Below are 13,928 nucleotides of genomic sequence, written 5' to 3'. Positions count from 1 at the left end.
CGGGTATGCCCGGCGGGTGGGCGGGTGTGCGCCCGGCCGGTACCGTTACGCCGACCTGGGCCGCAGGATCAAAAGCGCCGCAAGACCGGTCAACAGCCCCCAGAAAGCGGAACCGATGCCGGCCAGCGCAACTCCCGAGGCCGTGACCAGGAAGGTCAGCAAGGCCGGCTCACGTTCGGCTTCCTGTCCTAGCGCATTGGCAAGCGCACCGCCGATCGTGCCGAGTAGTGCAAAACCGGCGATCGCCAGCACCAGCTCCTTCGGGAAGGCCAGGAGGAGTGCACCGACCGTCGCTCCGAAGAGTCCAATGAGCAAGTAGAAAGTCCCGGCGGCGATGGCGGCGGCGTAGCGCTTGTCGGCATCCGGGTGCGCCTCACGGCCCATGCAGATGGCCGCGGTGATCGCTGCAAGGTTCAATGCAAAACCGCCGAAAGGGGCGAGCAGCAGATTGGTCGCGCCGGTCCAGCCGATCAGCGACGAAATCGGCAACTGGTAGCCGGCAGCGCGGATGACGGCAACCCCCGGAACATTCTGCGAGGCCATGGTGACCACGTACAGGGGAAGTGCCACGCCGATCAGCGCCCGCCACGAGAATTGCGGGGTGGTGAACACTGGCGTGGCCAGTTCGAGGCGCAGCGACTGGACCTGCAGCAGCCCCTGTGCGGCAGCGATGCCGATGCCAAGCAGGAGGGTGACGACGATGGCGTAGCGAGGGTGCAACCGGCGGCAGAACAGATAAGCGCAGAACATCGGGAAGACCAGGACGAACTGGTTCTGCAGGGCGACGAAAGCATCGAGGCCGAAGCGCAACAGGACGCCGCCCAGCATGCCGGAGGCAATAGAGGTTGGGATGCGGTCGAGCATCCGTTCGAAATGGCCGGTGAACCCTGAGACGGTAATCAGCGCTGCCGAGACCAGAAAGGCGCCGATTGCTTCGGACATCGGGATTCCTGCCGCACTGGTGATCAGCATCGCCGCGCCGGGCGTCGACCAGGCGGTCAGTACCGGCGCCCGGAAGCGCAGCGAGAGAGCGATGCTGGTCAGACCCATTCCCAGGCCCAGCGCACACATCCAGGAAGCCAACTCGGCAGCCGTCGCCTGCAGCGTCTGGGCAGCCTGGAAGACGATCACCGCCGAACTGGTGAAGCCGACCAGGACTGCGACGAAGCCGGCAATCAGCGCCGATAGGGAGAGGTCCTCGAACAGTCGCATGCTTTTCTCGAGATGATTACCCAACGTGATGAAAAACTATGGGGGTTGGGGTGCGAATGAAAGTGTTGGTCGAGGTCACTTGTTCGATGGAGATGCGTTGACATCGGTGATCGCCCCTCCCCCCTTGCGGGGGAGGGGAGTATATCGGTTCCTCCCAACACTTTCGTTCACACCCCTGCGACCGAATCTGACCGCTGGACCCCGTCTGACCGGCCATCGCACGGTCCAGGCAGCATTCAGACCTTGATATTGATCGGGGCTTCGCCCGGTGCGCGCCGTCGTCCCCGGTTCGAGCGGGTGTCGAGCAGGACCGGCTGGTTCTTTGAACGACGGTCGCTGCTTCTGCGTTCTACCGGTGCGGGCTTGTTTTCTTCCTCGGTACCGATGGCGGTCGGGGGCGGTGGTTGTCCTCCCTTTTTTCTCGACGGCGGGGGCTGGCCTTGCGGCGAGGCCGCCAGTTCGTCGGTGAGTCTGGCAGCTGGTTCCACCGCTCCGGATGTCCTGTCGACTTCCTTGGTCAGAGTAGCGACCGACGGTAATAATTCAGATGGAATTCTCATAGTCCAGGTCCTGTACACGTGCTCGCGAGGCATGGAATCCGGGCAGGCGGTTATACAATCGTTTCTACGGCCATTAACGATTTTACTTTATCGCTACCTCTGTCAGAGTTATACCGTTGCAGGCAGCTTGTTTGCCAAGTTTTTCGCAGCGCGCCCATGGTCGTTGATCTGCCCGCTGTACTCTGACCCTGCCGATCGTTCTCGATCGGCGACCTTGAATCCTACTTGAATTGCCCGTTGCGGCGGGGGGATGCGGATTGAGATGACGAGCTGGAAAAAGCGTTCCTGGCTCCTGATCCCGGCCATCACTGGTCTGGTCGGGCTCGGTTACTACGCGTATACGAGTTTTCGAGAGCCGCCTGGTTCAACAATGGCGCTGCCGACGGGAGCGGCTGCCGGCCGCTCGGGCGCCGCTGCGTCTGCCGGTCCGCCGGGTGGCGGGCCGCTGCGCGTCGAAACGGCGCGCGTACGGGCCGTCGAACTGGTCCTTGATGCCACCGCCGTCGGTTCGCTACGCTCGAACGAGTCGGTCGTTCTGCGTCCTGAGACGCCCGGTCGGGTCGCCGCGATTCACTTCAGGGACGGGGTCGCGGTCAGTAAGGGCTCGCTGCTGCTGGCACTCGACGCGGCAACGCAGGCAGCCGAACTCGACCAGGCGAAGGCCAATCTGGGACTGGCACAGACCAACCACCGACGCACCCAGGATCTGTTCGCGAAAAAGTTCATCAGCCAGCAGGCGCTCGACAACGCCGAGGCCGCGCTGAAGGTTCAGGAAGCCGCCCTGGCGCTGGCGCAGGCCCGCTTCGACAAGATGCGCCTGCGCGCGCCGTTCTCCGGCATCGTCGGGATTCGCAACATCAGTGTCGGCGACTATGTCAAGGAAGGGCAGGAACTGGTCAATATCGAGGATATCCGTACGCTGAAGATCGATTTTCGCCTGCCCGAGTCCTACCTCAGCCAACTCGAACCCGGCCAATACCTCGAGGTGTCGAGCGACGCCCTGCCGGGCCAGAGGTTCACCGCGGTGCTCGACGCGATCAATCCGCTGGTCGAGGCCGGCGGTCGTGCGATTTCGCTACGCGCGCATCTGCCGAACAGCGAAGCACGCCTGCGTCCCGGCATGTTCGTGCGTGTCCGCCTGATTTTCGAGCAACGCAACAATGTACTGCTGATCCCGGAACAGGCGCTGGTTGCGGACAGCAAGGCGCCTTACGTTTACCGTGTCGTCGATGGTCGGGTGCAACGTGTGCCGATCAGGACCGGCCTGCGGCGCGACGGTCAGGTCGAAGTCATCGAGGGTCTGCGCGCCGGCGACGAGGTCGTCAGCGCCGGGCAGATGAAGCTGCGCGACGGTGCCGCGGTACGTGCCGTCAGTGAAAGCCAGGCCGAACCGGCGCCAGCAGCCGGGGCGCCGCCGGGGGCGGACCAATGAAGATTTCCGACCTGTGCATCCGTCGCCCGGTCTTCGCGACGGTTCTCTCGCTGTCGATCCTGCTCGTCGGTCTGGTCTCCTATACCCGTCTGCCGGTGCGCGAATACCCGAAGATCGACGAACCGGTGGTGACCGTCGATACCACCTACCGTGGCGCCTCTGCCGAGATCGTCGAGTCGCAGATCAGCAAGCCGCTCGAGGATTCGCTGGCCGGCATCGAAGGGGTCGACGTCATCACCTCGATCTCGCGTCAGGAGAACAGTCAGATTTCGGTGCGCTTCAAGCTTGAGCGCCATCCGGATTCGGCGGCGTCGGATGTCCGCGACCGCGTCTCGCGCGTGCGCAACAAGCTGCCGGCCGACATCGACGAGCCGGTCATCGCCAAGGTCGAGGCCGACGCCAATCCGATCATCTGGATCGCCTTCTCGTCAGACCAGCACTCGGCACTCGAAGTCACCGACTTCGCCAATCGCATCGTCAAACCGCGCCTTCAGACACTGCCCGGCGCTGCCGACGTACGTGTCTTCGGCGAGCGCAAGTTCGCGATGCGCATCTGGCTGGATCGCGACCGCCTGGCGGCCTTCAACCTGATGCCACAGGATGTTGAGGATGCCTTGCGTCGGCAGAACGTCGAGGTGCCGGCCGGCCGCATCGAAAGCCGGAGCCGTGAGTTCTCGGTGGTTGCGCGCACCGATCTTGGCGAAGCGGCGCAGTTCGCTGAAATCATCGTCAAGCAGGCGACAGACGCCAGGGGCAGCTATCCGGTGCGCATCGCCGACCTCGGTCGCGTCGAGATCGGCGCCGCTTCCGAGCGCAGCAGCGTGCGTTTCAAGGGTCGGCCGGCGGTCGCCCTGGGGGTCATCAAGCAGGCCACCGCCAACCCGCTCGAACTGTCACGGGCGCTGCGCGGCGAACTGCCCAAAGTGATCGGCGAACTGCCGCCGGGAATGACCGCGAACATCGCCTACGATTCGTCGGTGTTCATCGACCGCTCGATCGACGCGGTCTTCAAGACCATCGGTGAAGCAATGCTGCTGGTGCTGCTGATCATTTTCATCTTTCTGCGCAACTTCCGGGCGACGCTGATTCCGCTGGTGACGATTCCGGTTTCTCTGATCGGCGCCTTTGCGCTGATGCTGGTGCTCGGCTTCACGATCAATACCCTGACCCTATTGGCGCTGGTGCTGGCGATCGGTCTGGTCGTCGATGACGCGATCGTCGTCCTGGAAAACATCTACCGCCACATGGAGGCGGGCATGCCGCGGCGCAAGGCGGCCTTTCAGGGAGCTCAGGAGATCGGTTTCGCGGTCGTCGCGATGACCATTACCCTCGCTGCGGTGTATGCGCCGGTCGCTTTCATGACCGGGCGGACAGGCAAACTGTTCGTCGAATTCGCGCTGACGCTGGCCGGGGCTGTTCTGGTTTCCGGTTTCGTCGCATTGACGCTGTCACCGATGATGTGCTCGCGGCTGCTCAAACACGAGGCCCGGCACGGCAAGGCCTACGTCGCCGTCGAAAACCTCCTGGAAGCGCTGACGCGGGCCTACCGCCGTGTGCTCACCGCGGCACTGGCGCAGCGCTGGCTGGTGATGCTGGCTTTCGTGCTGGTCGCGGGGGCGAACGTCTTTCTACTCGGTGCGCTCAAGTCCGAACTGGCGCCGATCGAAGACCGTGGCATCATCATCGGCGTCTTTCTCGGGCCGGAAGGCGCGACGCTTGATTACACCGACAAGTATGCCCGGCAGATCGAGGACCTCTACGCGCATACCGCCGATGTCGAGCGCTACTTCGTTGTCGCCGGCAACCCGACTGTCAGCCAGGGTATCTCCTTTGTCGGTCTCACCGATTGGCAGGAGCGCAAGCGCAACTCGGTGGCGGTGGTCAAGGAACTGTTCCCAAAGTTCTCGGGAATTCCCGGCGTGCTGGCATTTCCGGTTTTGCCGCCGTCGCTCGGCCAGAGCCCGCGTGAGCGGCCGATCAATTTCGTCATCGTCACCTCGGCGTCGTACGTCGAACTCGACAAGATCACTGCCAGGCTCCTCGACGAGGTGGCGAAGAACCCGGGCTTGACCAATGTCGATACCGATCTCAAGCTGAACAAGCCCGAACTGTCGGTGATCGTCAATCGTGACAAGTCGATGGATACCGGGGTGCAGATCGAAACCGTCGGGCGGACGCTCGAAACCATGCTAGGTGGTCGCCAGGTCACCCGTTTCAAGCGGGAGGGCGAGCAATACGACGTGATCGTTCAGGTCGCCAACGCCGACCGTGCGACGCCTTCCGACATCGGCGACCTCTTCGTTCGCGCCAGGGATGGCAGCATGATCCCGCTGGCCAACCTGCTCAGCGTCGACGAAACGGTCAGCCCGCGCGAACTCAACCATTTCGGGCAGCGCCGCGCGGTCACCCTGACCGCCAACCTGACCCCAGGCTACGCCATGGGCGAAGCACTGCGGTTTCTCGACAGCACCGCCGGGCTCCTCCTGCCAGCCGGTTATGCCATCGACTATGCGGGCCAGTCGCGCGAGTTCAAGCTCTCGTCATCGTCGCTGGCGCTGACCTTCCTGCTCGCGCTGGCGTTCATCTACCTGGTGCTCGCCGCCCAGTTCGAGAGTTTCCGCGACCCGTTCATCATCATGCTGACGGTGCCGCTGTCGATGACCGGCGCATTGCTGGCGCTGCTTCTGAGCGGCGGGACGCTCAATGTGTACAGCCAGATCGGACTGGTCACGCTGGTGGGCCTGATTACCAAGCACGGCATCCTGATCGTCGAGTTCGCCAATCAGTTGCAGGCGCAGGGGCGCGGGGTCCGGCAGGCGGTGATCGAGGCTTCCGAACTGCGCCTGCGACCGATCCTGATGACCACCGGCGCGATGGTGCTGGGCGCGATTCCGCTGGCGATCGGCAGCGGTGCCGGCGCCGAAAGCCGCCAACAGATCGGCTGGGTCATCGTCGGCGGGCTGCTGCTCGGTACCTTCCTGACGCTGTTCGTCGTGCCGACGGTGTATACGCTGCTGGCCAGACGCCAGGCCGGGGCGCACGCGGTGAGCAGGGCGGCTGGTGAGCTGGGCTGAATGGCAGCTTTCCGGCATTCTCCCTTATGGCGGTAAGTGTCGATTAATTTTACAGTTTGAACCAAAGGAAACCGGCCAGAATGCTTCGTGACCGCCGAAATGACTATTTTCATCATTAATTTTAATAACTTAATAAATTATTGGCGTGATCTGGCACGGCTCTTGCTCCGTGTTCTGCAGGTGCCTTTGAGTCCTCCAGGACAGGCCCTTCAACCTTTCTCAAAGGAGATATCAAATGCAATTTACTTCGGTTCTTCCAGCCCTTAAAAGAGCCGGCGCCGCTGCAGTCGGTGCCCTGGGAATCCTGGCCTCCGGCGCCGTTTACGCCGATTCGATTGCGCCCACCAGCTTCAGCGCCAGCCTTGGCGTCGGCGAGTCGGTGACCATCACCAAGACCGTCACCGTCACCGCAGCGCCACCGACGGATGCCCTGATCGACGTGATGTTCGTTTTCGATACCACCGGCAGCATGGGTAGCGCGATTGCCGGCGCGAAAACGATGGCGGGGGGGCTGCTCGCCAGCCTCGGTTCATTCGGCAGCGTCGCGAGTGGAGTCGCTTTTTACAATGACCCTGGCGCAGGTACAGTGAAGGCCCCGGTCGACACGACTGCCGCGACCACCGTGGCCGCCATTACCGGACTGGGCGCCAGTGGCGGCGGTGATTACGCCGAACTGGGTTACGACGGCATCAGCGCTGCGGCGGCTGGCGGTGGATGGCGTGCCGGTTCGAACCGCTTCATCATCGCGCTCGGTGATGCCGGCTTCAAGGCGGGCGCCGCTACTCTTGCCAGCACGTTGGCGGCAGTTGGCGGCATCAGTGCCGATGTGATCGGTATCGACTTCTGCTCTTCATCCGGCACCTGCGCCTTGGCTCCGACCTTCGCCAGCAGCATCACCGGCCTCGGCGGCTCGGTCTTTGCTTCTTCGACCACACCAGACGCGATCGCCGCGGCGATCACCGCCGGCATCACCGCCAGCTTCGCCACCTACAGCAAGGTGACGGTCGATGATCTCGGCGGCGGGCTGCCCGAGATCGCGGTCTCCACCGTCTGCACGGGCGCCGACATCGGTTCCTGCTCAGGTGCCGACGCGGTCGGTTCGTACGACCGTTCGGTTGACCGCGTGTTTACCTTCGACTATACCTTCACGCGTGTGGCCGCTGGCGACAAGGACTTCGTCACCTTCGCACTGGTCGACGACAAGATCGTGGCCCGCGAACTTGACAGCTTCAAGACTCCCGAGCCGGCCACACTGGTCCTGATGGGCATGGGCCTGCTTGGCCTGGGGGCAGCGCGCCGTCGTTCAGTCTAAGTTTTACTTTTACCCCGACCCCTCTCCAGCGAGTGGAGAGGGGAGATTCGTGAGTCGCCGACGCGACTTGCAGATTGGACGAATCGGTAGGGCAAAAAAGCGGCCTTCGGGCCGCTTTTCTTTTGTGGAGCAGCCACCCCACTGGCCGCCCGCCCTCGCTACTTCGCCGAGAGTTGCTGCAGGCGTTGTCTGGCGTCGGCCGCTTGGTTGAAATTCGGGTCGAGTTCGAGTGCTTTCTGCAGCGCGGCGACCGCTTCCTTCTTCTTGCCCTGTTCGGCATAGACCACCCCGAGGTGGTAGCGGAAACCGGCCTTCTTGGGGTTGGCGGCAACCGCCTTCTCGATCGCCTGCGCGGCGGGGCCGAGTTCACCGCGGGCCCGGTGGACCCAGCCAAGCGTGTCCTGGATCGTCGTCACCTTGGGCGCCAGTTCAACCGCCTTCCTGGCCCAAACCAGCGCATCGTCGAGACGCTCCTTGCGCACCGCGGCCATGAAGGCGAGATTGTTGTACGCGCCATACATCATCGGATCGTTCTGCACGGCCTCGAGATAGGCCTGTTCGGCTTCGGCCCAGCGCTGTTGACCTTCGAGCACGGTCCCGAGTTTGAAAAAGGCCAGCGCCGGGTTTTTGGTCACCTTGGTAGCAGAGCGATAGGTGTTGGCTGCCTGGTCGAGGTTGCCCTTGGCCAGATACAGGTCACCCAGATCGATGTAGGCGGGGAAAAAATCCGGCGCCATGGCGATGATCTTCTGCTGTGCGGCCATAGCCTGATCGAATTTGCCCTGTGACGCCAGGAAGCGGGCGAGGGCGTGCGCGAACTTCGGGTCGGCAGGCGCGAGCCTGACCGCCTGCTCATACTCGGCGAGTGCCGCATCCGGGTGGCCTTGCGCCGCCAGCGTCGCGGCCAGACCCGCATGTGCCTGCGGATTGCCGGCGTCGAGCGCGATGGCCGCACGGTAAGCGTCTTCTGCCGGTTTTGCCTTCTTGAGGCCGAGCAGATAGTTCTCGGCGAGGTTGAGCTGCGCATCCACCGAGCGTGGGTCGAGCGCGACTGCTTTCTTGAAAGTGGCTTCGGCATCGACGAAGCGCCCTTGCTGAAACTGGTAGCGGCCCCAGGTGCGCTGCGTCAGCGCGCCGTTCGGATCGGCCGTCAGCGCCTGCTTCAGCCAGTGTTCGACGCGGGCGGGCTTGTTTTGCCGGGCGGCGACTTCCGCCAGACCGATGTAGGCTGCCGACAGCTTGGGATCGACCCGGGCCGCTTCCGTGAATGCGGTCTCGGCGGCCACCAGTTCGCCAGCGTTCAATGCCTTCAAGCCGGCGTCCACCTTGCTTTGTGCGGGAGACGCGCCGGGGGGCTGCCCCCGCGGGGAATCAGGTGACGGAATGGGTGCTGCCGCCGTCGAGAATGGTTCTGCCGCCAACAGGGCAGCGATCAGTCCGGCGACGATCGATGGTCGATGAATCATGGGAGTGATGCCCTCCAGGAACGTGGATTGAGTCGGTCGGCCGCCACCCGCGGTTTGGGCCTGCGCGTGCACCATGGCCGCAGCCAGTTTTTGGCCAGTATCGTCACCGTCCAGACGGCGCCGACCGATGCAGGGGGCAGGCTGAGGAGGATCGGGAATCCAACGGGACTGCCGAAAGTATCGGCAGCCCGGTCGGGCCTGTCAACTGGCTTGACAAGGCCGGCGTTGCCTTACCTGCCACGAGGAGTACATCGTCTTCGTCGAGAGCGCACGTCGCTTGGCGACAGCGTTCTGGCAATCTCATTGACATTCCGACCGCCGCGGCCGGTTTTCATTCCCCGCGCACGCGCGTATCCTCTCGCGCCATACCATCGTCGATGGCGCGACGGTAGCCGACCTGGGGGGATTCATGAATCTCGAGAAAGTGGTTTTCGGTTTCTTCATCGTTCTGGCCGCAACGCTGAACTTCGGTTTCTTCATCGGCGACATCGATCAACCCAATCACCATCATATCTACGAGCTGTTCGCCGCTATCGCCGTCAACCTGGTGGCCACGGTCCTGAAATTCGGTGATCGCACACAGATCGGTGCGGTGCACCTGTCGACCAGCCTGGTTGCCGACCTGCAACTGGTGGCGGCGGCCTGCGTCTGGGGCGTCGCGGCGCATGTCACCGGCGAAGGCATGTCGCCGGATGTCACCATCAGTGTGGTTTCGCTGAGCGGCGGCGCGCTCTTTGCCAACATCGTCTCGGTGATCCTGCTGATCGCCGAAACCGTGATGCTGCGGCGTTGAACGGCATTCCACGATGAACGCCAGCGTCTTTTTCATCGCCCTGCGGCGGATGCGGGCGCCACTGATCGTGCTGATCGTCATCTATGCGTTGTCGACGCTCGGCCTGACGCTGATTCCCGGCATCGACGCAGAAGGGCGGCCAGCGCCACCGATGAGCTTCTTTCACGCTTTCTACTTCGTCAGCTACACCGCCAGCACGATCGGCTTCGGCGAACTGCCCGGCGCGTTTTCCGAAGCGCAGCGGATGTGGGTGACGGTGGTGATCTTCCTCTCGGTGATTGGCTGGTCGTACTCGATCATCAGCCTGCTGGCCCTGGTCCAGGACCGGGGCTTGCAGCAGGTGTTGCTGACTGGTCGATTCGTTCGCCGGGTCAGGCAGCTTGGCGAACCCTTCTACATCCTCTGTGGCTGCGGCGAGACCGGCCTGCTGATTGCGCGCGCGCTCGACCGCGACGGCATCCGGGTAGTGACCATCGAACGCAATGAGGGGCGCATCCAGGAACTCGAAATCGAAGACTTCTCTGCCGACGTTCTTGCTCTCTGCGGCGATGCGGCGCAGCCGCAACACTTGCTGATGGCCGGCCTCAAGCACCGCAGTTGTCGCGGCGTGCTGGCGATCACCGACGACGACGCGGCGAATCTTTCCGTGGCGATAGCCAGTCGGCTGATGAATCCGAGCCTGATGGTCATCGCGCGCGTCGCGAGCCCGTCGATCGAGGCCAACATGATGTCGTTCGGAACGCATTACGTGGTCAATCACTTCGAGAAATTCGCCGACTATCTGGCGCAGGCGATCCATTCTCCGAACTGGTACCGTCTCGTCGATCTGCTGACCGGCCTGCCGGGTCAGGAAGTTTCCGAACGACACGATCCTCCAGCCGGCAACTGGGTGATCTGCGGTTATGGTCGTTTCGGGCAGGCGGTGGTTCGCAATCTGGAGCGGCAGGGGGTGAGCCTGACGGTGATCGACCCCGATCCGAACCTGTCGAGCAGCGTCCATCACATCGTGGGTCAGGGTACCGAGGCTGAGCCACTGCGCCGGGCAGGGATCGAAACGGCGGTCGGAATCGTCGCCGGCAGCGACCACGATACCAACAACCTTTCGATCGCGATGACCGCCAAGGAGCTCAACCCGGACCTGTTCGTCGTCCTGCGCCAGAACCGGATGGCCAATCAGGTGCTGTTCGACGCTTACGATGCCGATTTCACGATGGTGCCGTCGAAGATCGTCGCGCGCGAATGCCTGGCGCTGATTACCTCACCCTTGCTGAGCCGTTTTTTCGGCCTGCTTCGCGGCTGGCCGGATGCGCGTGCGGCGGCACTCGCCGGGCAACTCGAAGCGCTTTGTGGCCGGCGCGTGCCGCTGGTCTGGGGAGTCAGGCTGAATGCCGCCGAGGCGCCGGCGGTGCATCAGTGGCTGATGATGGAGCAGAAGCCGATGGCGCTTGGCCGCTTGCGCCACGATCCGGCGGCGCGTACCGAGACACTGCCGCTGATGCCCTTGCTGCTGCTGCGCGACGGTCGTGACCACCAGCAACCCGCAGACGAAATGCTTCTGCAACCCGGCGACCAATTGCTGTTTGCCGGGACGCGCGCAGCCAAAATGGCGCAGAACCTCGTTGTCGACAATCGTAATGTCCTTGACTACGTCCTGACCGGCCAGGATGCACAGGGCTGGTTATGGCGTTTGCTGAGCCGATCCGGTCCGGTCGGTGATGTCGGCATGCAAGTGCGGAGGAAATAGATGAGCGAAGCCCTGATGCCGAAAACCATTCTGCACGTCGGCTGCGGCCGGGCGCCACTGCCCGCATATTTCCGATCGCCCGAGTGGCGCGAGATCCGCTACGACATCGATCCCGCCGTCCAGCCGGATCTCGTCGGCAGCATGACCGACATGGCCGAGCTGCGTGACGCCAGCGTCGACGCCATCTGGTCGAGCCACAACCTCGAGCATCTGCTGCCGCACGAGGTGCCGACCGCTCTTGCCGAGTTCCGGCGCGTGTTGCGGCCCGGCGGGATGGCGTATGTCGTCGTGCCCGATGTGCAGAGCCTGGCCGAAAAGATCGCCAGTGGCGACCTGGAGGGCGAATTGTACCGCTCGCCGATCGGGTCGATCGCGGTGCTCGACGTGCTCTGGGGCCACCGCGCGTCGATCGCTGCCGGACGACACTACATGGGGCACCGTACCGGCTTCAGCGCCGCTACCCTGCAACGCCGGCTGACCGAGGCCGGCTTCGATCCGGTGTCGGTGGAACGGCGGCCACAGGCATTTGAGCTGTTTGCTTCGGCTGCAGGACCTGCGGCGATCGAGACACTTTTCGAGAGCGCACGGCAGGCGCACACCGCCGGCCGCTGGGCCGATGCCGAGGCGCTCTACGGCGAAGTCGTTGCGCGCTCGCCTGGACATTGGCCGGCATGGCTCGAACGTGGCATCGTCTGCTGGGCGCTAAAGCGGCGTGATGCCGCCCTGGCCCACGTTCGGCAAGCGCTGGCCATCGAACCGAACTTCGCACGCACGCAGGCGACGCTCGGCGCCTTTCTTGGCATCAGCGGCCAGCCAATGGCGGCGCTACCGCACCTGCAGCGCGCCGTCGAACTCGATCCACAGGCAGTCGAGGCGCATTACAACCTCGGCAAGGCCTTGCAGGAGCAGGGCGAGGTCGCTGCCGCCGAACGCAGCTACCGTGCGGTGCTGCATCTCGATCCTGATCACCAGCTGGCGCGCCTGAACCTCGGCAATGTACTGCTGGCGCAATGGCGCAGCCCCGAGGGTTTGCCGCATTACCGCGCGGCGACGCGGGCAATCGACGATCCTTACGTACAGAGCAACTGGCCCATGCTGTTGAATTTTTCGGTCGAACCCTCGGATGACGAGGTTTTCGCCGCACATCGCGAGTTCGACGAGCGGATGATCGCGCCGCTGGCCGGCCTGATCGTTGCTCCGCTCAACCCACCCGACCCCGGACGGCGACTGCGCATCGGCTATCTGTCGCGTGATTTCTGCCGCCACGCCGTGCGCTACTTCCTGCTGCCGGTCATCGAGCACCATGACCACCAGGCCTTCGAGATCTGCTGCTACTATTTCCGTGACCGCGCCGACGAGGTGACCGAGCTTTTCCGCCGGCATGCCGACCGCTGGGTCGATTGCCACGATCTCGACGACGACGAACTGGCCACGCGCATTCGTCGGGATGGCATCGACATCCTCGTCGATCTGGCCGGCTACACCGATCGCAATCGTCTGCTCGTGGTCGGCCGCAAGCCTGCGCCGGTGCAGATCGCCTACCTTGGTTATCCGGCAAGCACCGGCATTCGCACGCTCGATTACCGCATCAGCGACCAATGGATCGACCCCGATCCACCGGCACCTCCAGTCGCCTCGTCGGAGGTGCCGCTACGGCTCGCGCATGGCTACTACTGCTACGCACCCTTGCCGGATTCGCCGCCGGTGGGCACGCTGCCGCTCGACCGTAGCGGCCAGGTCATGTTCGGATCGCTCAACCAGGCGCCCAAGCTGAACCGGCCGCTGCTTGAAGCGTGGGCCGAGATTCTGCGCCGTCTGCCGGCATCCCGGCTGTTGATCCAGAACGCCGCCATGCACGCCGGTCCAGCCAGTGGGCACGCGATCGCGCTCTTCGAGCAACTCGGCATCGACCGCGCCCGTCTGGAATTCCGGCCGTTCGGCAAGGCCCCAGGCTATCTGCAGACCTACCACGACGTCGACATCGCGCTCGACAGTTTTCCCTACAACGGCGGCACCACCACCTGCGAGGCCCTGTGGATGGGCGTGCCGGTGGTCTCGCGTTGCGGTGGCCGGCAGGTCGCGCGACTGGGTCTGAGCATCCTGAACCAGGTCGGCCTCGGCGACCTGGTCGCTGATTCGGCCGAGCATTATGTCGAAACCGCGCTGGCACTCGCCAACGACGCCGATCGCCTGCGCCGCCTACGCATGACGATGCGCGCGCGCCTGCTGCAGTCGCCGCTGATGGAGCAGGCGGGTTTCACGCGCGAACTGGAAGCCTCGTATCGCGAGGTCTGGCGGCGCTGGTGTGCTGAACGCTGAACCTCTGGCAGGAAGC

General features: G+C 63.8%; 9 protein-coding genes. 6 read left to right on the top strand and 3 right to left on the bottom strand.

Annotated features, from left to right (window positions below):
• Nucleotides 1–45: 45 nt before the first annotated feature.
• Nucleotides 46–1,212, bottom strand: a complete 1,167-nt coding sequence (locus tag AW06_RS08470) for a benzoate/H(+) symporter BenE family transporter (protein ID WP_034948657.1) — start codon at nt 1,210–1,212, stop codon at nt 46–48.
• A 236-nt stretch (nt 1,213–1,448) separates the two neighbouring features.
• Nucleotides 1,449–1,772: a hypothetical protein gene (locus AW06_RS08465; RefSeq protein WP_138678897.1), complete on the bottom strand. Its 324-nt coding sequence runs from the start codon at nt 1,770–1,772 to the stop codon at nt 1,449–1,451.
• Between the two features lie 262 nt (nt 1,773–2,034).
• Here AW06_RS08465 and AW06_RS08460 point away from each other — a divergent pair, with 262 nt between their 5' ends.
• From AW06_RS08460 to AW06_RS08450, 3 genes are all read left to right on the top strand, one after another.
• Nucleotides 2,035–3,204, top strand: coding sequence for an efflux RND transporter periplasmic adaptor subunit (locus AW06_RS08460; RefSeq protein ID WP_034948754.1), 1,170 nt, complete (start codon nt 2,035–2,037; stop codon nt 3,202–3,204).
• On the top strand, nt 3,201–6,278 hold the full coding sequence (locus tag AW06_RS08455; RefSeq protein ID WP_034948651.1) for an efflux RND transporter permease subunit: 3,078 nt from the start codon (nt 3,201–3,203) through the stop codon (nt 6,276–6,278). Before AW06_RS08460 ends, AW06_RS08455 begins: the two co-directional genes overlap by 4 nt.
• A gap of 235 nt (nt 6,279–6,513) precedes the next feature.
• The gene (locus tag AW06_RS08450; protein ID WP_034948648.1) at nt 6,514–7,590 is read left to right on the top strand and encodes a PEP-CTERM sorting domain-containing protein; all 1,077 of its coding nucleotides are present in this window, start codon (nt 6,514–6,516) and stop codon (nt 7,588–7,590) included.
• A gap of 158 nt (nt 7,591–7,748) precedes the next feature.
• Here AW06_RS08450 and AW06_RS08445 read toward each other — a convergent pair whose 3' ends face one another.
• Entirely contained in the window at nt 7,749–9,056 is a 1,308-nt protein-coding gene (locus AW06_RS08445; RefSeq protein ID WP_034948644.1) for a tetratricopeptide repeat protein, read from the bottom strand.
• 409 nt (nt 9,057–9,465) lie between these two features.
• Here AW06_RS08445 and AW06_RS08440 point away from each other — a divergent pair, with 409 nt between their 5' ends.
• The 3 genes from AW06_RS08440 to AW06_RS08430 are packed head-to-tail and all read left to right on the top strand — an operon-like array spanning nt 9,466 to nt 13,912.
• Entirely contained in the window at nt 9,466–9,849 is a 384-nt protein-coding gene (locus AW06_RS08440; protein WP_034948640.1) for a DUF6394 family protein, read from the top strand.
• Between the two features lie 13 nt (nt 9,850–9,862).
• Nucleotides 9,863–11,593, top strand: a complete 1,731-nt coding sequence (locus AW06_RS08435; RefSeq protein WP_273704523.1) for an NAD-binding protein — start codon at nt 9,863–9,865, stop codon at nt 11,591–11,593.
• The gene (locus AW06_RS08430; RefSeq protein WP_273704522.1) at nt 11,594–13,912 is read left to right on the top strand and encodes a tetratricopeptide repeat protein; all 2,319 of its coding nucleotides are present in this window, start codon (nt 11,594–11,596) and stop codon (nt 13,910–13,912) included.
• Nucleotides 13,913–13,928 lie beyond the last annotated feature (16 nt).

Origin of the sequence: Candidatus Accumulibacter cognatus, assembly GCF_000584975.1 — a bacterium.
GTDB classification, from domain to species: Bacteria; Pseudomonadota; Gammaproteobacteria; order Burkholderiales; family Rhodocyclaceae; genus Accumulibacter; species Accumulibacter cognatus.
This window is presented reverse-complemented; position numbering and strand designations above follow the sequence as displayed.

Excerpts from the sequence above, each read along its gene's own strand:
- AW06_RS08440 (WP_034948640.1), top strand. The coding sequence starts at position 9,466 with ATGAATCTCGAGAAAGTGGTTTTCGGTTTCTTCATCGTTCTGGCCGCA.
- AW06_RS08455 (WP_034948651.1), top strand. The coding sequence starts at position 3,201 with ATGAAGATTTCCGACCTGTGCATCCGTCGCCCGGTCTTCGCGACGGTT.
- AW06_RS08445 (WP_034948644.1), bottom strand. The coding sequence starts at position 9,056 with ATGATTCATCGACCATCGATCGTCGCCGGACTGATCGCTGCCCTGTTG.
- AW06_RS08470 (WP_034948657.1), bottom strand. The coding sequence starts at position 1,212 with ATGCGACTGTTCGAGGACCTCTCCCTATCGGCGCTGATTGCCGGCTTC.
- AW06_RS08435 (WP_273704523.1), top strand. The coding sequence starts at position 9,863 with ATGAACGCCAGCGTCTTTTTCATCGCCCTGCGGCGGATGCGGGCGCCA.
- AW06_RS08465 (WP_138678897.1), bottom strand. The coding sequence starts at position 1,772 with ATGAGAATTCCATCTGAATTATTACCGTCGGTCGCTACTCTGACCAAG.
- AW06_RS08430 (WP_273704522.1), top strand. The coding sequence starts at position 11,594 with ATGAGCGAAGCCCTGATGCCGAAAACCATTCTGCACGTCGGCTGCGGC.
- AW06_RS08460 (WP_034948754.1), top strand. The coding sequence starts at position 2,035 with ATGACGAGCTGGAAAAAGCGTTCCTGGCTCCTGATCCCGGCCATCACT.
- AW06_RS08450 (WP_034948648.1), top strand. The coding sequence starts at position 6,514 with ATGCAATTTACTTCGGTTCTTCCAGCCCTTAAAAGAGCCGGCGCCGCT.